Genomic DNA, 22,818 nt, shown 5'->3' with positions numbered 1-22,818 from the left:
AAAAATATACAAAAGGATAGATGATATGAATAACAAAGAAACGATCTTACTTGTAGATGGAATGGCTCTTCTTTTTAGAGGGTTCTATGCTACTTCTTATACAGGAAACTTTATGATCAATAGCAAGGGTGTTCCAACCAATGGGATTTATGGATTCCTAAATTATTTCATTAATGCTATTGAAACATTTTCTCCAACACATGTAATTTGTTGTTGGGATATGGGAAAGAAATCATTTCGAACAGATATGTATGATGGATATAAATCCAATCGTGGTGAACCGCCAATAGAACTATTACCTCAGTTTGATTTAGTGAAAGAGGTTGTGGAAGCTTTTGAAGTACCAAATGTAGGCTTAGAAGGCTATGAAGCTGATGATTGTATCGGAACGTTAGCAAGGCATCACAGTAAAGAGCAACATGTCTTAGTTGTAACGGGGGATCAAGACATGTTACAACTTGTAGATGAACAGATTTCCGTTGCAATTATGAAAAAAGGACAGGGGAATTATGAAGTGAATACACATGATTCTTTTTATGAACAAAAGGGGCTATTACCACTTCAAATTATCGACTTGAAAGGTCTGATGGGTGATTCTTCTGACAATTATCCTGGTGTCAAAGGAATAGGAGAAAAAACAGCTTTAAAGCTAATACAACAATATGGTTCGATTGAGGAGATTCTAAATAATTTAGATCAGTTGTCTAAAGGAATTAAAAAGAAAATTGAAGAAGACTTAGACATGCTGCATTTATCTAGAGATCTTGCGAAAATCTATTGTGAAGTACCAGTAACGTGTTCATTAGAAGATGCATATTGGCAGTTGAATAATGAACGTGTGATGAATAAGTTAAATGAATTAGAATTTAAAAATATCTCTAGGTGGATGAACAAAGTTATATAATATCGTTTTATTGTGGGATAATAATCCGTTTTTATCAAACACTACTCAATGGAGGTGTTTGATATGAGTGAAAAGCGAAACAATAGAAATGATGTTAGACCAACATCTAGTGTGAACCCCCAAGGCTTAACAGAAGATGTTGCCAATCAACGACCTGACAGTCAATTAGAACAAAAGGCCAAAAAAGATAATACGAAAAGATAAGGTCATAACCTTATCTTTTATGAATTACCCATATTATTGAAACTGTTGCAACATGGAGAAAAAGTCTTTTACAAAGTTATAAAAAACTTTTTCAGAAGGTGCAAGGTTCCGGTGTTTTGGAATAATGATCCCAACTGTTCGTCTAATTTCCGGCGAATGGATGGGAACTTTTTTGGTATAAAGTGACTTCGTCTCACTGAACGCACTATCGGGAAGTAAAGTCATACCAATCCCAGCAGCTACTAGCCCTTTGATTGCGTCTAGATCCTCACCTTCCGACGTTACATTCGGTCTATAGCCAGCTTGCTTACATCCGTCAATAACTAGCTTGTGGAGAATGAAACCTTCTGGGAATAATACGAATGGTTCATTTCTTAATTCACGTAAGTTTAAACTCTCCTTTTCAGCTAACGGATGAGAGCTAGGTATTAAGGCATTAAGGTTTTCCGTGAAAAGGATATCCCCTTTTATTTCACTATGATCAGTCGGAACAGGCCCCAGAAATGCTACATCAATTTCGCGATTTACAACGGATTCAATTAAAAAGTTATAGGAACCTTGTCTTAACTGAAATCCGATTTTGGGATGTTTTTTCTTGAATTCAGAAACAACTGTGGGTAATAAATTACTTGCAAGACTAGTCGGAAATCCTATTTTAATTGTACCGCGTTCCGGATCTATATATTCATCTATTTGCTTTTTGGCATGATCAATTGCCTTCATCGCTGTTTTCGTATGTGCTAGAAATACCTTTCCTATATGTGTTAATTTAACGTTTCTACCTTCTCTTTCAAATAAAGATACGCCTAATTCAGCTTCCAAATTTGCTATTTGTCTACTAATGGCTGATTGAGCAACGTGTAATGCAGCTGCAGCTTCTGATACATGCTCACGTTCGGCCACTTCCATAAAATATCGTAATTGTCTGAGTTCGATTTCTACCACTCCTATCCAATGTATATCAAAATGAGATTGTTCTTATCTATATTATATATTGTTTCGATGAATAAGAAAACCTACAATAGAAATAGACACTGTAAAAGTATAGAAAGTAAATGGGGGGCGTATGTGATGAGTTACAATCAGATGCCTAGTGCACAGGGGCTGTACCGTCCTGAATTCGAACATGACGCGTGTGGAATTGGATTATATGCGCATATGAAAGGTTTAGCTACACATGACATCGTTAAGAAAGGTTTAAACATGTTATGTCAATTAGATCACCGTGGTGGTCAAGGTAGCGACCCGAATACAGGTGACGGTGCTGGTTTAATGGTTCAAATACCGGATAAATATTTTAGAAAAGTATCTCCTGAATTGGAATTACCTGAAGTAGGACGTTATGGCGTTGGAATGGTATTTTTATCTGATGATGAAAATGAAAGAACGCAGGTAATAAGTCGTATTAATACATTAATTGAACAAGAGGGACAAAAGTTGCTTGGTTGGAGAGACGTACCAACCGATGCAAGTAACATCGGTACTGGTGCAAAAGAAACATGCCCTGTTGTGAAACAAGTATTTATTGGTGCAAATGACGAATTAAAAGATGATTTGTCTTTTGAAAGAAAACTATATGTAATCAGAAAGCAAGCGGAACATTGGGGAACAGAACGCGAAATGCGCTTTTACTTTGCTAGTCTTTCTAACAGAACAATTGTGTATAAAGGATTGTTAACGCCTAAACAAGTAGATGAGTTCTATCTAGAGCTACAAGATGAAGATTTTGTATCCGTATTTTCTCTCGTGCACTCTAGGTTTAGTACAAATACATTCCCAAGCTGGGAACGTGCCCATCCAAACCGCTATTTAATCCACAATGGTGAGATTAATACGATGCGTGGAAATATTAATTGGATGCGTGCTCGTGAACAACAGTTCGTTTCTGATGCGTTCGGGGATGATTTAAAGAAAATCCTTCCTATATTAAATGCTGATGGAAGTGACTCCTCTACGTTAGATAATGCGCTAGAATTTTTTACACTTGCAGGAAGAACACCAGCACATGCAGCAATGATGCTAATTCCTGAGCCGTGGAAAAATAACCCGCATATCTCTGAAGAGAAACGAGCGTTTTATGAGTATCACAGCTGTTTAATGGAACAATGGGATGGACCAACTTCCATTACGTTTACGGATGGAAAACAAATTGGTGCTATTTTAGACCGAAATGGTTTACGTCCTGCAAGATATTATGTAACAAAAGATGATTATATCATTTATTCCTCTGAAGTAGGCGTTATTGATGTAGAGGAAGAAAATGTAATATATAAAGATCGTTTAAGTCCAGGAAAAATGCTTCTAATCGATTTAGAAAAAGGACGAATCGTCTCTGATGAAGAAATTAAATCAGAGGTGGCAAATGCACAACCTTATCAAAAATGGTTAGATGAAGAATTAGTACAATTAAATGATACGATCGCGGATGATTCAGAACAACCAATGCTTGATCTATTTGTTAAACAAAAAGCGTTTGGTTATACAACGGAAGATATTGAAAAGTATCTCATTCCACTTGTAGAACAAGGAAAAGATCCAATTGGTGCGATGGGTAATGATATTCCGCTTGCGGTATTGTCAGATCGACCACAATCGCTGTTTAACTATTTTAAACAGTTATTTGCCCAAGTAACAAACCCACCAATTGATGCGTATCGTGAACAAATTGTAACTTCTACCATGACATTGTTAGGGCCAGAAGGAAATATTTTGAAACCAGATCAAATAAATTGTCGTCGAATTCAATTAGACTCTCCAGTTCTTTCAAACTATCAACTGCAAGAATTAAAAGATAAGAAGTATGATGGATTTGTTGCAGAGACAATTGAGTCGTTATTTACTGATGACCTAGATTCAGCTTTAGAAGCTGTATTTGATCAAGCTGACAAAGCAATAAAAAATGGTGTTAACTTACTTGTATTATCTGATCGCAACATGAATGATAAGCGCGTTCCAATTCCTGCATTACTTGCTGTTAGTGCACTACACCAACACCTTGTAAGACAGGGAAGTAGAACAAAAGTAAGTATTATTGCCGAATCAGGTGAAACAAGAGAAGTACACCATTTTGCTGCATTACTAGGCTATGGTGTAGATGCTATTAATCCATATTTAGCACTAGAAACATATAGAAATGAAATCGAACGTGGAAATCTTTCTTTATCGTATGAAAAAGCGGTAGAAAAGTATATTGAAGGCGTTACAGAAGGTGTAATAAAAGTAATGTCAAAAATGGGGATTTCTACTGTTCAAAGTTATCGTGGTGCACAGATTTTTGAAGCAGTTGGTATTAGTAATGATGTGATGGCCAAATATTTCACTGGTACTGCTTCTCAAATTGATGGTATAGGTCTAGAAACGATCGCAAAAGAAGCTAAAATACGTCATATTGATGGCTACAAAAAAGCAATCGATCAAACATTGGAACCAGGTAGTGATTTCCAATGGAGAAAAACAGGTGAACATCATGCGTTCAATCCGAAAACGATACACACGCTTCAGTGGGCTTGTCGTAGAGGGGATTATAACCTGTTTAAGGAATTCTCTAAAGCAGCAGATGAAGAGCGTTTAGGATTCTTACGTAACCTATTCTCTTATGAAACAGACAATTCCATTTCTATTGATGAGGTTGAATCAGTAGATTCGATTGTAAAACGCTTTAAAACTGGTGCGATGTCCTTTGGCTCATTGAGTCAAGAAGCACATGAAGCCCTAGCTATTGCTATGAACCGCCTTGGTGGTAAGAGTAATAGTGGTGAAGGTGGAGAAGATTCAAGACGTTATATCGTAGATGAAAACGGTGATATCCGTAAAAGTGCGATCAAACAAGTTGCTTCTGGGCGTTTTGGCGTAACAAGTCACTATTTAGTGAATGCGGATGAACTTCAAATTAAAATGGCACAAGGTGCTAAGCCTGGTGAAGGTGGACAATTACCTGGTAAAAAGGTGTACCCATGGGTTGCGGGTGTTCGTGGATCTACTCCTGGTGTAGATTTGATTTCACCACCTCCACACCATGATATTTATTCAATTGAAGATTTATCACAATTAATTCATGATTTGAAGAATGCAAACCGTGATGCAAGAATCAGTGTAAAGCTAGTTTCTAAAGCTGGTGTTGGAACGATTGCTTCCGGTGTAGCGAAAGGGAATGCTGATGTAATCTCCGTAGTGGGTTATGATGGCGGTACTGGAGCATCACCTAAAACAAGTATCAAACACACAGGACTTCCTTGGGAACTTGGTTTAGCGGAAGCGCATCAAACATTGATGCTTAATGGCTTACGTGAACGTGTCATCTTAGAAACAGATGGTAAGCTTTTAACGGGTAAAGATGTTGCAATGGCAGCATTACTAGGTGCAGAAGAATTTGGTTTTGCAACTGCTCCGTTAGTTGTACTCGGTTGTGTTATGATGCGTGTATGTCACATGGATACATGTCCTGTTGGTGTAGCAACGCAGGACCCAGAGTTACGTAAGAAATTCACTGGAGATCCAGATCATATTGTTAACTACATGCGTTTTGTTGCCGAAGAGCTTCGTGAAATTATGGCTGAGCTTGGCTTTAAAACGGTTGATGAAATGGTTGGACGCACAGATGTACTTGGAATTAGTGATCGTGCAAAAGCACATTGGAAAGCAAAAGACCTTGATCTATCTAGACTTCTTTATCAACAAAAAGGTGGTCGTATTAACATAGAAAAACAAGACCATAAAATAGATCAATCATTAGATATGACTGAGATTTTACCTGCAGTCCAAAAGGCAATTGATAATAAAGAAAAAGTGGAAGCAAGCTTTTCAATTAGAAATATCAATCGTGTGGCTGGAACGATTGTAGGTAGTGAAATATCTAAACGTTATGGTGAAGAAGGTTTACCTGAAGATACAATTACACTTCGCTTTACAGGTTCAGCAGGTCAAAGTTTTGGTGCATTTGTTCCAAAAGGAATGACGATGTTGCTTGATGGTGATGCGAATGACTTCTTTGGCAAAGGATTATCTGGTGGTAAGCTAGTAGTTTCATCACCAAAACAGTCATCCATTGTACCAAGTGAGAATGTTATTGCGGGTAATGTATGTTTCTATGGTGCTACAGCTGGTGAGGCTTATATTAACGGTATTGCTGGTGAACGTTTTGCAGTTCGTAATAGTGGAGCTAGTGTAGTAGTCGAAGGTATTGGTGACCATGGCTGTGAGTACATGACTGGTGGACGTGTTGTAGTCCTAGGTGATGTAGGTAAAAACTTTGGCGCAGGTATGTCTGGTGGTGTCGCTTATGTGTATGCCGAGGACAAAGAAAAGTTTAGACACCTTAGCAACATGGAGTTAATTGAGTTTGAATCGTTAGAAGACGAAAATGAAGCGAACGATTTAAAAGGTATGCTACAAAAGCATATTCAATATACAAATAGTAGTAAAGCGATGAACGTGCTTGAAAATTGGGATGAGTCTGTAACTAAATTTGTTAAAGTAATTCCAAAAGATTACAAGCTTATCATGAATCAAATTCAAGCCTTTATGGATGCTGGTGAAACAGCAGAGCAAGCAAACATGAGTGCATTTATGGCTAAAAAAGAAAATAAATCAGTTTCTACTAAGAAACCTGAAAAAGTAATCGCACAGTAGAAAGGAGAAAAGAATATGGGAAAAGCTACAGGTTTTATGGAAATTAAGCGTGAAGAAGCAGTCGAGCGCGATCCAATTGAACGCTTAAAAGACTGGAAAGAATATTCTGCTCCTTTCTCTGACGAAGTTATGAGCAGACAGGGGGCACGCTGCATGGATTGCGGCACCCCTTTCTGTCACATTGGTATGGAGATTGGAGGAGCAACATCAGGTTGCCCTGTTTATAACTTAATACCTGAATGGAATGACCTAGTTTACAAAGGAAAATGGAAAGAAGCATTAGAACGTTTGTTAAAAACAAACAATTTTCCAGAATTCACTGGACGTGTATGTCCTGCACCATGTGAAGGTTCTTGTACAGTTGCTATTTCTGATCCGGCAGTTGCTATCAAAAACATTGAACAAGCCATTATTGATAAAGGATTCGAAAATGGATGGATTACACCTCGTATTCCAGAAGAACGTACTGGAAAGAAAATTGCAATCATTGGATCGGGCCCTGCTGGAATGGCAAGTGCAGACCAATTAAATCAAGCCGGTCACTCTGTAACCGTATATGAAAGAGCGGATCGTGCTGGTGGGTTATTAATGTATGGTATCCCTAACATGAAGCTTGAAAAAGACGTTGTTCAAAGAAGAATCGATTTGCTTCAACAAGAGGGTGTAGAGTTCATTTTAAACACAGAAGTAGGAAAAGATATCTCTGCTGAAGCGTTAAAAGAACAATATGATTCAGTTATTGTGTGTACAGGTGCTCAGAAGCAACGTAATCTTGTTATTGAAGGTCGTGAAGCTGATGGTGTTCACTTTGCGATGGATTACCTTACAACTGCAACACAAAGCTTATTAGATTCTAACTTTGAAGATAACAATTATATCGATGCAAAAGGTAAAGACGTGATCGTTATTGGTGGTGGGGATACTGGAGCTGACTGTATTGCCACTGCGCTTCGTCAAGGTGCAAACAGTGTTACACAGTTTGGTAAACACCCACAACTACCTTTAGCAAGAACTTCTGATAATATGTGGCCTGAATATCCTCAAGTATTTGCTCTTGAATATGCCCACAAAGAGGCAAAAGCTAAATATGGTGAAGATATTCGCCAGTACTGTATTCAAACGAAGAAATTTGTTGCCGATGAAAATGGTAAGTTGATCGAGTTGCATACAGTAGAAATGAAGAAAACAAGAGATGAAAATGGAATGTTCGTTTATGAAGAAGTTCCAGGTACAGAAAAAGTATGGCCTGCACACCTTGTTCTAATTGCGATTGGTTTCGAAGGTCCAGAACAGCCTTTATTAAAGGAATTTGGCATTAACATTGTTAATCGTAGAGCAGAAGCGGAATATGGCAAATTCACTACAAATGTAGACGGTGTATTTGCAGCGGGTGACGCAAGAAGAGGTCAAAGTCTTATTGTTTGGGCAATTAACGAAGGCCGTGAAGTTGCTTATGCAGTGGATGAATACTTGATGGGAACAACAGCGCTACCAACTGTAGCATCTATGTAACAAAAAAACCGATTCTTAATTGAATCGGTTTTTTTCTTTCATCATCCAAATCAGTGGTTGGCAGAAAAATACTAAATTAATCGGACATTTATTCCGTTATTCCAGTATTTCCTTAGTAATTTAGACTGTTTACGAACATTTGTTCCGATATTTCATAGAAAATGTAAGAAAACTGCTTCAAAATGAGGAAATAGCGGAAGGAATGTCCGCGAGTAGTATCAAAATGGCAGATTTTAGAGAAATAAAGGAATAAATGTCCGTTTGCAAACTTGCCATTGCTTCTAATAACGAGAACTAGAATCTAAGTTTTAATTTACGGCTCAGTCTATAGAAATTAAATAATCTTATAGAAAATAAAGTCTATCTTATAAAAAAGCTATGTTTCCTATTTCTTTGACGCTTTTTAATTAGTGCTACAATAATTATGATAATGAGGTAAGCAAAAAAGAAAGCAATAAATCCCCACAATCCTATTACGGCATCTGCAAATTCCATATTACCTCGATTTGTAATAGCTTGTTGAATTTCTATTGCAAACACAATGACGATCATAATCGTTAAGGTATAAATAAACGAAAACAAAGCTGTACTCCATTTTAATTTTTCAAGTAACTTAAACAAACCATAGACGATGATATATGTAATGATACCTATTATCCCCATGATCCAGAAATGTAACGATTTATCAGATAGCTGCAAACCTAATTGATCAGAAAGGGTAATAAGTAGATCATGAAATGCATTAACTAAGTCAGCCAATAGCTGAATAACTTCTCTCATATTCAACCTCCTTCATTTTATATTCAGAAACAAACAGGATGTTAGTACGTTAAACATGACTGGCAATCGATAATGTTGTATGGTCAATCTGTACTAAATCCCATGAAGTAACAATACCGATAGGCTTCTGATTTTTAGCACCCGTTTGTGTAATGATAATGGCCTCAAGTTTCATATTTTTATCAAAACAATCTTCAAAAACGGCTTCTAAATCATAAATCGAACTTTTACGATTTAAAATAGCCACATTATGGTCTTTCTCATGCTGGAGGATATCGGCAGCAGTAAGCTCTTTTAGAGAAATACTCTGATCTGCTAGTTGGTAAGATAACCATTTAGAAATGCCACCTGCTGTTAATAGACCTTTGAAACCAGTTTCATCATAAATAGGAAACTGTGAATATCCTTTCTCTCTAATCACTTCAAGAATTACGTTCAATGATGTTGACGGGGAAAAGCTAATTACGGGTTGAGACGCAATGGAAAGTGCTAGTGGTGGTTCATGTATTAACTCTGATAATTTCTCTATTTCCTTTACGATGTCTTCATGTGGTTCAGCGATATAATAATCTTCTCTTATTTTTCGATGTACAATAGCATTCCTTAACCGACCAAATTGTTTTAACGTGTCATAGTTATTGCGAACAACATTATGCGTTTTTCGAGATAAGTGTAGGATATCTCCATAGGAAATATAATCACTTTTTTCTTTCGATAAAGCGGTCAATTTTTTGTGAATTCGATTAAATGCCGCTTCAAATCTTTCAACTTTTTCACTTTTGTAGTATTTCATACGTACATCTCCTAAACAATGTTATTCATATAGTATCACAATATAATTAACGTTTTCTAAATAAAAGATAAATTGTTAGAATTTTTTAATAGTAATTGGTTGTTTTTCCTAACCACTTAGTAATAGAATAGAGTTTATAGATCATTTAAGTCAAACCAATTACATACTAATTAACGAATTTATATACAAGGGGTAATCATAATGACTAAGCAAAAAATCAGTACTAGAATAAGTGAGTCCAAAAAAGAAAAACCAGCATCTGAGCAGCTAGAGTTTGGTCGCGTTTTTACTGACCATATGTTTGTAATGGATTATAAAGAATCAAAGGGATGGCATGATCCAAGAATTGTACCATATCAACCAATTACTTTAGATCCTGCTTCTATTGTCTTTCACTACGGTCAAACGGTATTTGAAGGATTAAAAGCATATGAGACGAAACAAGGTGAAGTGCAGTTATTTAGACCAGAGAAAAATATGCAACGCTTGAATCGGTCCAATGATCGTATGTGTATCCCTCGCATTGATGAAGCTTTTGCTTTAGAAGCCATTAATCAGCTTGTACATTTGGATAGAGAATGGGTACCTAATGCACCTGGAACATCGCTTTATATCCGACCGTTTATCATCTCGACAGAACCTTATCTTGGTGTAGCTCCTTCTAAACAATATCAATTTATTGTTATTCTTTCTCCTGTTGGCGCTTATTATAAAGAAGGAATAAATCCTATACGTATTGCGGTGGAAAATGAGTTTGTTCGTGCGGTTAAAGGTGGAACAGGTGAAGCGAAAACAGCAGGGAATTACGCGTCTAGTTTAAAAGCACAAGAAATCGTATCAGAACAAGGGTTTGCACAAGTACTTTGGTTAGATGGACTTGAAAAGAAATATATTGAAGAAGTAGGAAGTATGAATGTATTCTTTAAAATTAGTGGAGAAGTAGTTACACCGGCTTTAAATGGAAGTATTTTAGAAGGGGTAACTAGAAATTCAGTCATTCAGTTATTAAACCATTGGGATGTTCCTGTTACAGAACGTAAAATCTCAATGGATGAAGTGTATCAGGCATATAAAGATGGCTTACTAGAGGAAGCTTTTGGAGCAGGTACAGCTGCTGTTATTTCACCAATTGGGGAACTCTCATGGAACGGTGAATCATTAGTTATTAATGAAAGTCAAACAGGTGACATCTCCAAAAAATTGTATGATACATTGACAGGTATTCAATATGGATCAGTTTCTGATCCATTTGGATGGACAGTGAAAGTGAATGAATAATAGTTAGCGCCCTTAACCTAAGGGCGCTTTTGTTTTATATTTAGGACGCTTTGCTAATAATTTTATAGCCTATAACAAAATCTACATAAACTATAGCTTAACTTGAACATGGATAGTCGCCTTATGCAGTGTACTACGATGCGTGATAATATATTATGAAAATAAGGAGATAGTTTAGAATGAAACTCAGTATCTTGGATCAATCACCAGTGTTGGAAGGGAAATCCGCAAATGAAGCATTACAAGAATCATTGAGATTAGCTACGTTTGCTGAAGAAAATGGTTTTCATCGGTTTTGGATTGCAGAACACCATGGATTTGATCAGCTAGCTAGCTCCGTACCCGAAGTGATGCTTGCCTATCTTGGTTCTCATACACACTCCATTCGTCTTGGTGCGGGAGCAATTCTTCTTCCACATTATCGACCATATAAAGTGGCGGAGACCTTTAACATGTTAGCTACTTTATTCCCAAATAGAATTGACTTAGGAATTGGCAGAGCTCCGGGTGGATCGGCCGAAGCTTCTATTGCACTTTCAGGAAATTTCTTGGAAAATGTCCGAAAAACACCAGCATCGATCGTAGAATTGTTTCACTTTTTATATCATGATTTTCCACCAGATCATGCATATGCCAATGTAGAGGCTTTACCGTTTCCTTTAGATCCTCCAGAACCTTGGATTTTAGGCACAAGTATGAAAAGCGCACAGTCTGCGGCAAAACATGGAACGGGATATGCTTTTGCTCACTTCATGAGTGATAACAATGGGAAAGAGATTATCAGAACTTACAAGGATAGTTTTAAAGTAAATAAGAGCATAAAAAGACCTTACGTCATTGTTGCGGTTCATGTGATATGCGCAGAAACAATGGAGGAGGCAGAGGCAGTAAGGAAATTAGCAAACAGTAGGATGGAAAGTGATAGTGGTAAAGCAGAAGACCAGCAAATGAAAGTGGTTATTGGTGATCAAAAAACGGTGAAACATCGCTTAAAACAAATCAAACAAGCCTACTATGCTGATGAAATCATGATTATAACGATGACCGATAAATATGAATCGCGTTTAAAATCTTACGAGCTAATTGCAAAAGCATTTATGTAAATATTGAATACGTCACTCTATGTATGAATTAGTGAATTCCGTTCATGATAAGAGTATCAGGGTTTCTGTTTACTACATACTTCGGAGAAATCTGTTGAACGATATTCTTTATGAACGGGTGAACAAAGGTTCATCCTTTCATTTATTTAAAAAATGATACATTTTGAAGGGGTGCAATGAAAATGCAAATATACTTTTCACCAGAATTTTTTAAAGAAGATGCACAAGTGTTAAATATAGTAAATGACAAGAATAAGGCAGTGGGTTATATGGCCTTTTTAATGAATGAAACAACGATGTATGTGTACGGACAATTAGAGGAAGAGGGCGTACAAGAAGATTTTAAAGATCTAGTAGAACCATACCTACAAGGGTTAACAAAATTAAAACCTGACTTAGAGGTCTACACATTTCTATCTGTAGGTGGTAAAAAGATCGAGGTCAAAGCGGAAAGTGAAGATGAATAACAAAACGAGGATTCAAGAAAATTGATTTTTCTGAAACTAGTGTTGACATGGGGTCAAGTATGAAGCTATAATTTTGTATATATATCAAAGGCAAAGATAAGGGCCAGTAGATGAAGTAATAACGGAAGAGAGTGGGATTCGAGTGGCTGAGAGATCCCATCGTTTGATTGCGCATTGAACCTACCCTTTGAGCTGTTGAGCTCAAAACTCAACCGTATTCCCAACGTTATGGGCGAAGAGGGCATAAGTAACTATGCCAATAAAGGTGGTACCGCGGTTATACTCTTTCCGTCCTTTACATGAAAATGTAAGGGATGGGAAGAGTTTTTTGTTTACTTAGATAAAAAATTCTCTCTAGCACACAGAAGGCGCGTGATACGGGTGGCAAAAAAACGAATAGTAGTAAAAATTGGTAGTAGTTCTTTGACAGATAAATATGGATCCCTAAGTTTAGAAAAGGTCCAAGAGCATACGGCTGCATTAGCAGCCTTAAAGCAACATGGATATGAAGTAATCTTAATTTCTTCCGGGGCTGTATCGGCGGGATTTAGCGATCTAGGATATCCAACCAGACCAGTCACCGTAAGTGGCAAACAAGCAGCGGCTGCAGTTGGGCAGGGGCTATTAGTCCAGGCTTATACGGAAGCATTTCGAACATTTAATATTGTTGCTGCACAACTTTTAATTACTAGAGATGTTTTTATCAATCAGGAGCAATTCACTAATGTTTATGCAACATTATCAGAATTACTAAAACGATCAGTGATACCCATCATTAATGAGAACGATTCAGTAGCTATTGATGAGCTTACCTTTGGTGATAACGACATGCTATCTGCATTGGTTAGTGGTTTAGTAAATGCTGATTTTCTTGTCATGCTAACAGATATTAATGGATTATATGATGATAATCCAAACACGAATCCATTGGCGAAAAGATATGAATATCTAGATTCCATTTCTGAACAAATTTTAACACAAACGCGGAGTGAATCTGGATCTAAGTTCGGTACAGGTGGAATGAAATCAAAAATATTAGCTGCGCAAACAGCATTATCTTTAGGTGTAAACGTCTTCGTGGGTACAGGTTCTGGTCCTTCTAAGTTGTTAGATGTTATGAAGGGTAATGGGGATGGCACTTATATCGGCGATAAACAAACGCATAGTTATCGAAAACAAAAACAATGGATTGCTTTTCATTCATCAGTTAATGGGAAGATTTTTATTGATGAAGGTGCAGAACGTGCCATCATTAAAGAAGGTAAAAGTTTACTTCCGGCAGGTATCATCGCTATTGATGGTTCTTTCCAAGCAGGTGATGTGGTTGAGGTAGCAATAAATAAAAGAGTCATAGCAAAAGGACAAGTGAATTATTCTGCAGAAGAATTGCAGTTAATTAAAGGGATGGCTAGTCAAAAAGCGATGACGCAAACAAACCATAAGAAACCAGAAGTGATACATCGTGATCGACTAGTTATATCCGTAAAGGAGGATTTTTATGAGTGATCTTTTACAAAAAGCAAGCAAAGTAAAATCGTGTGTAGTAGAAATGGGAAAAAAAACAACGGAACAAAAAAATGATGCACTACGACTCATTGCTGATGAGCTAGTAAATCAGATACCTTATATTGTTCAAGAAAATCAAAAAGACATTGTGAATGGCAGAGAAAATGGGTACCACGAATCCTTGCTTGATCGTCTATTATTACATGATGATCGAATTAAAGATATGGCTGATGCATTGATCCAGCTAACAAAACTAGATGATCCGATTGGGGAAACAATCGATTCATGGGATCGACCAAATGGTTTAAAGATTCAACAAGTGAGAGTACCATTAGGTGTCATTGGGATGATTTATGAAGCAAGACCAAATGTTACAGTTGATGCTGCTAGCCTCTGCTTAAAAACAGGAAATGCGGTTTTGTTAAGAGGAAGCTCCTCTGCCATTCATTCCAATACAGCTATTGTCAAAGTAATTCATGACGCTTTAGCAAAGTCAGAATTGCCTATAGAAGCAGTACAATTAGTAGAGGATACAAGCAGAGAAACTGCATCAAAGATGTTTAAGATGAATGAATATTTAGATGTGTTAATTCCTAGAGGTGGCAAAAAATTAATAGACACGGTAGTTGCTCAAGCATCAGTGCCAGTACTAGAAACGGGTGCAGGAAATTGTCATTTATATATTGATGAATCTGCTCAAGTGAAGATGGCGATTGATATTGCCATTAATGCGAAGACGCAACGTCCATCGGTATGTAATGCAATCGAGACACTATTAATCCATGAAAAGTGGGCAGCCTCCCATCTGAAAGACTTAATTTCTACTTTACAAGATAATCAAGTAGAAATTCGCGCCGATGACAAAACACTAGCACTTGTTGATGGTTTAAAACCTGCATCAGATGAGGATTGGAAAACGGAGTTCCTAGATAAGATCATCGCTGTAAAAATCGTCGCATCAACGGAAGAAGCAATTGACCATATCAATACGTATGGATCTAAGCACTCTGAATCTATCATCTCTGAAACAAATGAACATGTGGTTGATTTCCTCAACACGGTAGATGCAGCTGCTGTTTACCATAATTCGTCCACTAGATTTACAGACGGATTCGAGTTTGGATTCGGTGCTGAGATAGGTATTAGCACACAAAAATTACATGCAAGAGGTCCGATGGGGTTAAAAGCTCTTACGTCTTCTAAGTATTTGTTATACGGAAATGGACAGATTAAATAAAAGTGTAATATGCAAGGCTCACACCTTTTCTTTTTGATGGCGTGGGTCTTACGTTTTTCTTAAATTTAGGTTAATTTATTCACAATTAATGAAACGAAATAAATTTTAAGTTACAATAGGGTGTAGCTTTAAGATACTACATATGAATAATTAAAGGAGCGCGTTAAAATGGGTAAAGTATTAATTTTTGGACACAGAAATCCTGACACAGACACAATTACATCTGCTATTGCTTATGCAGAGTTGAAAAAGAAACTTGGCTTCGATGCAGAACCTGTTCGCTTGGGTGAAGTGAATGGCGAGACGAAATATGCGTTAGATTATTTTAAAGTGGATGCGCCTCGATTAGTAGAAACTGTATCAAATGAGGTTAATCAAGTTATTTTAGTAGATCATAACGAGCGTCAACAAAGTGTAAAGGATATCGATCAAGTACGCGTTTTAGAAGTAATTGATCATCACCGTATCGCTAACTTTGAAACAAGTGATCCGTTATATTATCGAGCAGAGCCAGTAGGTTGTACAGCTACGATTTTAAATAAGCTATATAAAGAAAATAATGTGGAGATTGATAAAGCTGTTGCTGGATTAATGTTATCTGCCATTATTTCAGACTCTTTGCTATTTAAATCCCCAACATGCACAGATGAAGATGTCACTGCAGCGAAAGAGTTGGCTGAAATTGCCGGCGTTGATGCAGACGCTTATGGATTAGAAATGCTCAAAGCTGGAGCAGACCTAAGTGATAAATCTGTTGAAGAGTTAATCTCTCTCGATGCAAAAGAATTTAATATGGCGGGTAACAAAGTGGAAGTAGCACAAGTTAATACTGTAGACCCAAATGATGTGTATGCACAACAAGCGGAAATTGAAGCTGCTATTACCGCTACAATTGACCAAAAAGAATTAGACTTATTTGTTTTCGTTGTTACGGATATCTTAAATAATGATTCAGTTGCGCTTGCTCTTGGTAAACAACAGGATGCAGTAGAAAAGGCATTTAATGTTAAGTTAGATCAAAATAAAGCAGTGTTAAAAGGTGTTGTTTCACGTAAGAAGCAAATTGTTCCTGTTTTAACGGAAGCATTTTAAGACAAAGAAAAAGAAGCAACTATCCATGATGATAGTTGCTTTTTCCTACATGGAATAATGAATCATTTCCTGGGAAAGCGCATGTTGTGACAATAATAGTAAGAATATTGTCACAATTGATAGATATATAGTGGATAATTAAGGTTGTTGGAGCCGATTCGATGTTTCGTATATCATTACATAGCTATATGTATTATAATTATATAAATATTTAGAATTTTAGCGTATATTACAGTTTTATCGTTTATATGATTATGGTAGTATGAGTCTAACAATTTTTCTTCAGGAAGGGTCTTATATATGAGTACAATGTTAAATACTATTCAAATTAAAGATATTATAATTGCAAATCAAGTGTTAAAAGACGTGGTAGTCAGAACACCACTCCAAAAAGATACGATTTTATCTGAGCGTTATGAATGCAATGTGTATTTAAAACGAGAAGATTTGCAGGTTGTTCGGTCGTTTAAAATCAGAGGTGCTTATAACCTTATGCAGGGTCTTTCGAAGAAAGAGCTTGAGAAAGGTGTTGTATGTGCGAGTGCAGGAAATCATGCGCAGGGTGTAGCGTTTTCTTGTAAAGCACTTGGTGTAAAAGGAAAGATTTTTATGCCTACAACAACGCCAAGGCAGAAAGTGAGTCGGGTTGAGTTTTTCGGTGGTCCTTTTGTAGATATCATTCTTGTAGGAGATACATTTGATGATTCCTATGATAAAGCAAAAGAATATTGCGACGAGCATGAAATGGAATTTATCCATCCATTTGATGACCAACGAACGATTACTGGTCAAGGAACAGTTGGCTTAGAAATTATCGACAGTATGGAAGAACCTATCTCTCACGTATTTATGTCCGTTGGTGGAGGCGGGTTAATCTCAGGCGTAGGATCTTACATCAAAAGCATTAGTCCACATACACAGATCGTAGGAGTTGAGCCTGCTGGTGCAGCTTCTATGAAGGAGTCGCTTGCTCAAGATAAAGTGGTTAAGTTGGACCAGGTAGATAAATTTGTTGATGGTGCTAGTGTGAAACAAGTTGGAAATATCACTTTTGACATTTGTAAAGACATCATTGATGACATTGTTGTTGTACCAGAAGGTAAGGTTTGTACGACGTTGTTAGATCTATACAATGAGAATGCGATTGTTGCCGAACCTGCAGGTGCACTTCCAGTAGCGGCACTAGATTACTATAAAGATCAAATCAAAGGAAAAAACATTGTATGTATCGTAAGTGGTGGGAACAATGATATTGATCGGATGCAGGATATTAAAGAAAGATCGCTTATCTATGAAGGGTATAAACACTATTTTATCGTTAATTTCCCACAAAGAGCAGGTGCTTTAAGAGAATTTATGGATGAGGTACTAGGTGAAACAGACGATATTACGAGATTTGAATATACAAAAAAGAACAACAGAGATAAAGGGCCAGTCCTTGTCGGTGTAGAACTAAAACATAGAACGGATTACAATGCTCTCATCGATCGTATGAATAAAAAAGGCTTTACCTATGTTGAAATTAACAAGGATCCAGATTTATTTAATTTGTTAATTTGATTACTACTCTTTTCGAAAAGACTTGGGAATAATCCAAGTCTTTTTTCTAATCCCACCACTCCCTCAAAGATAACCCATGGTCCCCCTTTACCTGAAATTACATTTCTATAAGTACTATCCAACTAATAAAAAGACTGTGAAGGAAGCTAACAACAATGTGGTCCTGTTTTAAAGATTGTATTACAATCAATACAATATTTTCAGTCAAAGAAGGGAGAATTTCTTATGAAACTGGAAAATATAATTGAGAAGTTACCTAAGGTGGATCTTCATGTACATCTCGATGGTAGTGTAAAACCAGAAACAGTCTTCGATTTAGCATTAGACCAAGGAATCACGTTACCAACAAATAATATAAAAGAATTATCTGGGTATTTAAAAATTGAAGGTGATTGTGATAGTTTAATTGAGTATCTCCAGAAGTTTGATTTCGTATCCCAGGTGCTTCATACAAAAGAAGCATTAGAACGTGTTGCATATGAAGTAGTTGAGCAGGCTTATGAGGAAAATTGTAAGTATATTGAAGTTAGGTTTGGACCGCAGCTACACACAAATAAAGGACTAAGCCTAGAAGAAGTGATTTATTCCGTTATAAAAGGGCTAAAACGCGGTGAAAAAAGATATGGTGTTCAAGCTAACGTAATTGCTTGTTGTTTGAGACACCACTCAACGGAAGAAAATAAAGAAGTTATAAGAGCTGCAAGTGCATTTCATGGCAAAGGTCTAGTTGGTGTAGACTTAGCGGGTGATGAAGCCACTTATCCAGCACATCTTTTCAGAGAGGTGTTCGAACTGGCTAAACAAAAGGCTATCCCTGTTACCATTCATGCTGGGGAAGCGGCAGGACCAGAGAATATTCGAGAAGCAATTACGAATCTAGGTGCGTCTAGAATCGGCCATGGGGTTCGTCTGAAGGATGATCCTGAGTTATTAAACTATGTTTTGGAAAATTGTATTCCACTAGAGATGTGTCCAATAAGTAACATTCAGACTAAAGCATCTGCAAGTTGGGATCGTTATCCAATTCGATATTATTTTGATCGTGGGCTTATGATTACCGTAAATACCGATAATATGACCGTTTCAAACACATGTTTGACCAAGGAACTGTTAATCTTAGTTGAAAAATTCGATTTCACACTTATGGAGATCGGCCAAGTAATCATGAATAGTATTGATGCTTCCTTCCTTGATGCTAGAGCGAAGAAAAAGTTGAAAAATAAGTTCTTAGCCGAGTATAAGCGGTTAGAAATGACAAGTCAGCAAGTAATTTAGTAGTAAGGATTAAAGATAACAATGCGTGGATTCCAAATGGGTCCTCGTATTTTTTTTGTTAGGATATTTTCAAAAAATAAATCTTTAAGATATGGATATAAATTAGGGCTATTTCAGAAAAAACACTTTTCCCCTTTTTATTTATGAGAGATTGATTGGAATTATATGTTAAAATGGTGTTGTGAAGAGAGAAGTGGGCGTAAAACATCCGGTCTATATTTCTTATTTCAACATCGACTTGTTTTAATTTTAAAATGAGATTACATCGATTTAAATAGGAAAAGTCATTCCCCTTAATTTTCCCATCATTAAAGCAAAACTAGAGATTTAATGAACAAAAGGCATTTTCACTATTAGTTTATTAGAAAGGATGAAATGATTTGGAAAAACTTAGAGGAGCTATTATTTTCTTGGGGATATGTATTTTATTTGCAGGTTGCACAATCGGTGGTAGTGCAAATACAACCAATCATTCTTATACTACCGACTACAGTTATGAATTATCTAGAGTCACAGAAGAATTGGAGAAATTGAACGATAGAATAAATACTTTAACACAAACCATCTATAAATCAAATAACTAAAAGAACTGTGTTGATTAAAGTAGTGAATATAGGTCGTTTAGCGTTAGCGTGAACAAAAATAAACAAAATAAGTAATAGTAGAGGTATAAAGTAAATCTTACTCTAGAGCGTAGGCGTTCAGGTTATTTGGTTAAGAGAGATAGGTTTTCAACATGCAGATTGCTACTTCAAGTGGATGGAACTAGCTGTATTTGGCGGAGTGAAGTAAATAGTTAGGAGATATGTGTATGTCTTATGAAACAGATTGCCCATTTTGTAACCCTAAGAATGATAAGGATCAAAATATTATCTTTGAAAACGAAAATTGTTTCTTTCTGCAACACAATGAACATCAAGAGATACTTGAGGGATGTGGAATAATAGTCCCAAAGAATCATCGGTCAAATGTTTTTGAGTTAACAAAGGAAGAATGGAACGATACATATGAACTTATACAAAAAGCAAAAGAATATATAGATTCAAAGTATGCACCAGATGGTTTTACGATGGGTTGGAACGTTGGTAAAGTATCAAATCAATTTATTTTTCATTGTCATCTCCACGTTATACCTAGATATAACGACGAGCCTTTAGCTGGAAAAGGGATTCGATATTGGTTAAAGCAACCAGATAATAAGAGGAAAAGTCTGAAAGAACGGGGGAGACTGGAGATTAGGTTACTTAGAAAAGAAGAAAAACCGCCTATGGATCTGTTGTTATTAGCGGACCCTTCGATCGATCATGTAGAAGCGTATTTAAAAAAGGGATATTGTTTTCTAGTAAAACAAGATACTCAAGTTATTGGCGTTTATGTGCTTCTTCCATCTACGCTAGAAACCGTTGAATTAAAAAATGTTGCAGTTTCAGAGGAACACCAGGGAAGAGGTATAGGGAAACTGTTGGTAATGGATGCAATGAAAAAAGCTAAAGAAAAAGGATTTAAAAAAATTGAAGTTGGTACTGGGAATTCAAGTATAGGACAACTTGCCCTTTATCAAAAATGTGGTTTTAGAATTACAGGTATTACTAGAGATTTTTTCATTGACCACTACCAGGAGAAAATAATGGAGAATGGCATACAATGTAAGGATATGATCCGTCTATGTCAAGAATTATAGAAGTACATAAAGAACGATTGATAAAAGATACGAGGTGTCACATGTATATATCAAATTTAGATGTTGATGCATTAACAAAAACTCACATGACTAATCTATTATTCTCTGATCTTGAAGATGATGGGATGACAGGAGATTGCATCTTTGTTGTTGGTAGTAGTATGGCAATTCAATACCGTTTGCCGAAAGCAGTTGAACTTTATCAACAAGGTAGAGCAAATAAAATCTTATTTTCAGGTGGTGTGAAGTGGAATGGATTTGAGCACGCAGAGGCACACGAATTAAAAAAGGAAGCATTGGTATTTGGTGTACCTGAAAAAGATATTTTGATTGAAGATCATTCGTTACATACGCTTGAAAATGTTCTTGCATCCATGATGATTCTTGATCGAGAGTTCCATCTGTTTAAATTGAATCGCATTTTAGTAGTAACGAACTCCTATCATATGCGAAGATTGCATTTAACTTTAAAAACCTATATGCCTGACTGGATCAACTTTACCTTATGTTGTGCCGAAGATAATAATACTAGGAAGGAAAACTGGTTTAAAAGTGAATTAGGTATAAAAAGAGTTAAGGCTGAGTCTACTAAACTTATTAGGTACGTTAAGCAAGGGGCATTGCGTGATGAAGATGTAAATATATAATTTGACGGTATCAAAATAAGGAATACAATAAAAAGAGCATCAAATTGAAAACAATTTGATGCTCTACTCTAGCTTAGTCATATTTCTTTATGGATTCACGAAATATTTTACCGGTATTACTCTACAATTAACGTTGCAACCATTTCCGTATGACCAGCTCCACATGGCACTGTACAACGGATTGTATATTCACCAGGCTCCATCGCTGCTACATCAGAACCTTCGCCTTCGATGCTAATACCCGTACCTTCTACTTTAATTCCGTGAAATCCTTCGTTGTTAATTAAATTTACTTCAACGTTTCCACTAGGAACTGTATAAGTGTCTTGTTCAAACTCCCAGTTAGAAGCTACTAAATCTATGGAATGATCTGGTGTTAGATTACTTTCACTTCCTGATTCATCTCCACCACAAGCTGCTAATACAAAAACGGATGCTGCTAATACAAGCATTAATATTATTTTTTTCATTTTTATTTCCTCCTAATGTATTCATATTTTTATTAGCAAATACATATACTAATATATTTCACATAATTATCGTTGTAAATACCCATTGATTAACATTACATTCATGACCATTACAAGTCAACTTTTTGGTATTCTGATTGATCGGTAAAATGCCAATAGAATCCAAAGATCACAAAACACACTGCCATTGCTAGAGACCCCCAACCAAGCGTTTTCTGTTCAATGATAAGATAGTTATTACATATTTGATCCTCTATTGCCAAGTATAGATACCCCATGATGATGAACTTTAAAGTGAAAAAGATATACATGATGCTGAATTCAATGTTGCCTAGCTTTTTCCAACTATCCCTTAGAGCTATTCCTGCTAGAAACGTCAGACTAAAAAACTTGAACAACTCCATAAAAGGAGAGGTAAGTGCTTCATCCATTGCTCTTGGTACCATCCAGTATAGCCAGATGATTAAAAACAACAGCATACCTGGGACTCCGTTTGCATTCCACCTTTCAAAGAATTGCGGAAATTTAAGTTGGAAAAAACGAGCGATTAGAAATCCTGCGAAAACGAGTAATGGCATTTGCATATGCATATGCATAATCATAATTGACTCTAACAAGTTTGCTACGGGAGGGAGGGCTAAGAATGTAAACAATATAAGTCCATAGATTGCCTGTTTCATT

20 protein-coding genes, 1 pseudogene and 1 other annotated feature are annotated in these 22,818 nt (G+C 36.5%); of the genes and pseudogenes, 16 read left to right on the top strand and 5 right to left on the bottom strand.

The features are described 5' to 3' along the window. Positions 1 to 25: 25 nt before the first annotated feature. Together NYQ66_RS11385 and NYQ66_RS11380 are read left to right on the top strand one after the other, a co-directional pair. The gene (locus tag NYQ66_RS11385) at positions 26 to 904 is read left to right on the top strand and encodes a 5'-3' exonuclease (RefSeq protein WP_259869524.1); all 879 of its coding nucleotides are present in this window, start codon (positions 26 to 28) and stop codon (positions 902 to 904) included. 63 nt (positions 905 to 967) lie between these two features. Next, complete coding sequence (locus NYQ66_RS11380; RefSeq protein WP_259869523.1) at positions 968 to 1,108, top strand: small, acid-soluble spore protein L; 141 nt, start codon at positions 968 to 970, stop codon at positions 1,106 to 1,108. A 33-nt stretch (positions 1,109 to 1,141) separates the two neighbouring features. On the opposite strand, the gene NYQ66_RS11375 is transcribed toward NYQ66_RS11380, so the two are convergent. Continuing rightward, on the bottom strand, positions 1,142 to 2,044 hold the full coding sequence (locus tag NYQ66_RS11375) for a LysR family transcriptional regulator (RefSeq protein ID WP_259869627.1): 903 nt from the start codon (positions 2,042 to 2,044) through the stop codon (positions 1,142 to 1,144). 135 nt (positions 2,045 to 2,179) lie between these two features. Between NYQ66_RS11375 and gltB the strand changes: the two genes are divergently transcribed. Next, complete coding sequence (gene gltB, locus NYQ66_RS11370) at positions 2,180 to 6,736, top strand: glutamate synthase large subunit (protein WP_259869522.1); 4,557 nt, start codon at positions 2,180 to 2,182, stop codon at positions 6,734 to 6,736. A 15-nt stretch (positions 6,737 to 6,751) separates the two neighbouring features. Continuing rightward, positions 6,752 to 8,248: a glutamate synthase small subunit gene (gltD, locus tag NYQ66_RS11365; RefSeq protein WP_259869521.1), complete on the top strand. Its 1,497-nt coding sequence runs from the start codon at positions 6,752 to 6,754 to the stop codon at positions 8,246 to 8,248. A 360-nt stretch (positions 8,249 to 8,608) separates the two neighbouring features. Here gltD and NYQ66_RS11360 read toward each other — a convergent pair whose 3' ends face one another. Both NYQ66_RS11360 and NYQ66_RS11355 read right to left on the bottom strand, forming a co-directional pair. Continuing rightward, positions 8,609 to 9,028 (bottom strand): hypothetical protein, encoded by a 420-nt coding sequence (locus NYQ66_RS11360; RefSeq protein ID WP_259869520.1) that lies wholly within the window; start codon positions 9,026 to 9,028, stop codon positions 8,609 to 8,611. Positions 9,029 to 9,077: 49 nt separating this feature from the next. Continuing rightward, positions 9,078 to 9,821, bottom strand: a complete 744-nt coding sequence (locus NYQ66_RS11355) for a CBS domain-containing protein (RefSeq protein ID WP_259869519.1) — start codon at positions 9,819 to 9,821, stop codon at positions 9,078 to 9,080. Positions 9,822 to 10,022: 201 nt separating this feature from the next. Between NYQ66_RS11355 and NYQ66_RS11350 the strand changes: the two genes are divergently transcribed. The 12 genes and pseudogenes from NYQ66_RS11350 (at position 10,023) to NYQ66_RS11295 (ending at position 21,667) form a co-directional block, all read left to right on the top strand. Further along, positions 10,023 to 11,099, top strand: a complete 1,077-nt coding sequence (locus tag NYQ66_RS11350; RefSeq protein ID WP_259869518.1) for a branched-chain amino acid aminotransferase — start codon at positions 10,023 to 10,025, stop codon at positions 11,097 to 11,099. A gap of 179 nt (positions 11,100 to 11,278) precedes the next feature. After that, positions 11,279 to 12,202, top strand: coding sequence for an LLM class flavin-dependent oxidoreductase (locus NYQ66_RS11345; RefSeq protein ID WP_259869516.1), 924 nt, complete (start codon positions 11,279 to 11,281; stop codon positions 12,200 to 12,202). Positions 12,203 to 12,378: 176 nt separating this feature from the next. Beyond that, complete coding sequence (locus tag NYQ66_RS11340) at positions 12,379 to 12,669, top strand: hypothetical protein (protein WP_311202018.1); 291 nt, start codon at positions 12,379 to 12,381, stop codon at positions 12,667 to 12,669. 84 nt (positions 12,670 to 12,753) lie between these two features. After that, positions 12,754 to 12,968: a binding site (T-box leader), on the top strand. 82 nt (positions 12,969 to 13,050) lie between these two features. Then, positions 13,051 to 14,175, top strand: a complete 1,125-nt coding sequence (gene proB, locus NYQ66_RS11335; protein ID WP_259869514.1) for a glutamate 5-kinase — start codon at positions 13,051 to 13,053, stop codon at positions 14,173 to 14,175. Next, on the top strand, positions 14,168 to 15,412 hold the full coding sequence (locus tag NYQ66_RS11330; RefSeq protein WP_259869513.1) for a glutamate-5-semialdehyde dehydrogenase: 1,245 nt from the start codon (positions 14,168 to 14,170) through the stop codon (positions 15,410 to 15,412). Before proB ends, NYQ66_RS11330 begins: the two co-directional genes overlap by 8 nt. 168 nt (positions 15,413 to 15,580) lie before the next feature. Beyond that, entirely contained in the window at positions 15,581 to 16,504 is a 924-nt protein-coding gene (locus NYQ66_RS11325) for a manganese-dependent inorganic pyrophosphatase (protein WP_259869512.1), read from the top strand. A gap of 300 nt (positions 16,505 to 16,804) precedes the next feature. After that, complete coding sequence (gene ilvA, locus NYQ66_RS11320) at positions 16,805 to 18,064, top strand: threonine ammonia-lyase IlvA (RefSeq protein WP_259869511.1); 1,260 nt, start codon at positions 16,805 to 16,807, stop codon at positions 18,062 to 18,064. Positions 18,065 to 18,289: 225 nt separating this feature from the next. Next, a complete protein-coding gene (gene add, locus NYQ66_RS11315; RefSeq protein WP_259869510.1) occupies positions 18,290 to 19,339 on the top strand; it encodes an adenosine deaminase in 1,050 nt (349 codons plus the stop codon). 380 nt (positions 19,340 to 19,719) lie between these two features. Next, positions 19,720 to 19,923 carry a hypothetical protein gene (locus NYQ66_RS11310; protein WP_259869509.1) on the top strand — a complete coding sequence of 68 codons (204 nt, stop codon included), beginning with the start codon at positions 19,720 to 19,722 and terminating at the stop codon, positions 19,921 to 19,923. 221 nt (positions 19,924 to 20,144) lie between these two features. Then, positions 20,145 to 20,471, top strand: a pseudogene (locus NYQ66_RS11305) (HIT family protein); the annotation flags it as partial. Between the two features lie 96 nt (positions 20,472 to 20,567). Continuing rightward, positions 20,568 to 21,020, top strand: a complete 453-nt coding sequence (locus NYQ66_RS11300; RefSeq protein WP_259869624.1) for a GNAT family N-acetyltransferase — start codon at positions 20,568 to 20,570, stop codon at positions 21,018 to 21,020. 41 nt (positions 21,021 to 21,061) lie between these two features. Beyond that, positions 21,062 to 21,667 (top strand): YdcF family protein, encoded by a 606-nt coding sequence (locus NYQ66_RS11295; RefSeq protein WP_259869508.1) that lies wholly within the window; start codon positions 21,062 to 21,064, stop codon positions 21,665 to 21,667. A 116-nt stretch (positions 21,668 to 21,783) separates the two neighbouring features. Here the strand turns inward: NYQ66_RS11295 and NYQ66_RS11290 are convergent, their stop codons facing one another. Together NYQ66_RS11290 and NYQ66_RS11285 are read right to left on the bottom strand one after the other, a co-directional pair. Continuing rightward, on the bottom strand, positions 21,784 to 22,137 hold the full coding sequence (locus NYQ66_RS11290; protein WP_259869506.1) for a cupredoxin domain-containing protein: 354 nt from the start codon (positions 22,135 to 22,137) through the stop codon (positions 21,784 to 21,786). A 110-nt stretch (positions 22,138 to 22,247) separates the two neighbouring features. Beyond that, the gene (locus tag NYQ66_RS11285; RefSeq protein WP_259869505.1) at positions 22,248 to 22,817 is read right to left on the bottom strand and encodes a hypothetical protein; all 570 of its coding nucleotides are present in this window, start codon (positions 22,815 to 22,817) and stop codon (positions 22,248 to 22,250) included. Position 22,818 lies beyond the last annotated feature (1 nt).

The sequence above is a fragment of the Aquibacillus koreensis genome (assembly GCF_025154055.1).
In the GTDB taxonomy this organism is placed as follows: Bacteria; Bacillota; Bacilli; order Bacillales; family Amphibacillaceae; genus Aquibacillus_C; species Aquibacillus_C koreensis.
This window is presented reverse-complemented; position numbering and strand designations above follow the sequence as displayed.

Excerpts from the sequence above, each read along its gene's own strand:
- NYQ66_RS11385 (WP_259869524.1), top strand. The coding sequence starts at position 26 with ATGAATAACAAAGAAACGATCTTACTTGTAGATGGAATGGCTCTTCTT.
- NYQ66_RS11380 (WP_259869523.1), top strand. The coding sequence starts at position 968 with ATGAGTGAAAAGCGAAACAATAGAAATGATGTTAGACCAACATCTAGT.
- gltB (WP_259869522.1), top strand. The coding sequence starts at position 2,180 with ATGAGTTACAATCAGATGCCTAGTGCACAGGGGCTGTACCGTCCTGAA.
- gltD (WP_259869521.1), top strand. The coding sequence starts at position 6,752 with ATGGGAAAAGCTACAGGTTTTATGGAAATTAAGCGTGAAGAAGCAGTC.
- NYQ66_RS11360 (WP_259869520.1), bottom strand. The coding sequence starts at position 9,028 with ATGAGAGAAGTTATTCAGCTATTGGCTGACTTAGTTAATGCATTTCAT.
- NYQ66_RS11355 (WP_259869519.1), bottom strand. The coding sequence starts at position 9,821 with ATGAAATACTACAAAAGTGAAAAAGTTGAAAGATTTGAAGCGGCATTT.
- NYQ66_RS11350 (WP_259869518.1), top strand. The coding sequence starts at position 10,023 with ATGACTAAGCAAAAAATCAGTACTAGAATAAGTGAGTCCAAAAAAGAA.
- NYQ66_RS11345 (WP_259869516.1), top strand. The coding sequence starts at position 11,279 with ATGAAACTCAGTATCTTGGATCAATCACCAGTGTTGGAAGGGAAATCC.
- NYQ66_RS11340 (WP_311202018.1), top strand. The coding sequence starts at position 12,379 with ATGAAAATGCAAATATACTTTTCACCAGAATTTTTTAAAGAAGATGCA.
- NYQ66_RS11330 (WP_259869513.1), top strand. The coding sequence starts at position 14,168 with ATGAGTGATCTTTTACAAAAAGCAAGCAAAGTAAAATCGTGTGTAGTA.
- NYQ66_RS11325 (WP_259869512.1), top strand. The coding sequence starts at position 15,581 with ATGGGTAAAGTATTAATTTTTGGACACAGAAATCCTGACACAGACACA.
- ilvA (WP_259869511.1), top strand. The coding sequence starts at position 16,805 with ATGAGTACAATGTTAAATACTATTCAAATTAAAGATATTATAATTGCA.
- add (WP_259869510.1), top strand. The coding sequence starts at position 18,290 with ATGAAACTGGAAAATATAATTGAGAAGTTACCTAAGGTGGATCTTCAT.
- NYQ66_RS11295 (WP_259869508.1), top strand. The coding sequence starts at position 21,062 with ATGTATATATCAAATTTAGATGTTGATGCATTAACAAAAACTCACATG.
- NYQ66_RS11290 (WP_259869506.1), bottom strand. The coding sequence starts at position 22,137 with ATGAAAAAAATAATATTAATGCTTGTATTAGCAGCATCCGTTTTTGTA.
- NYQ66_RS11285 (WP_259869505.1), bottom strand. The coding sequence starts at position 22,817 with ATGAAACAGGCAATCTATGGACTTATATTGTTTACATTCTTAGCCCTC.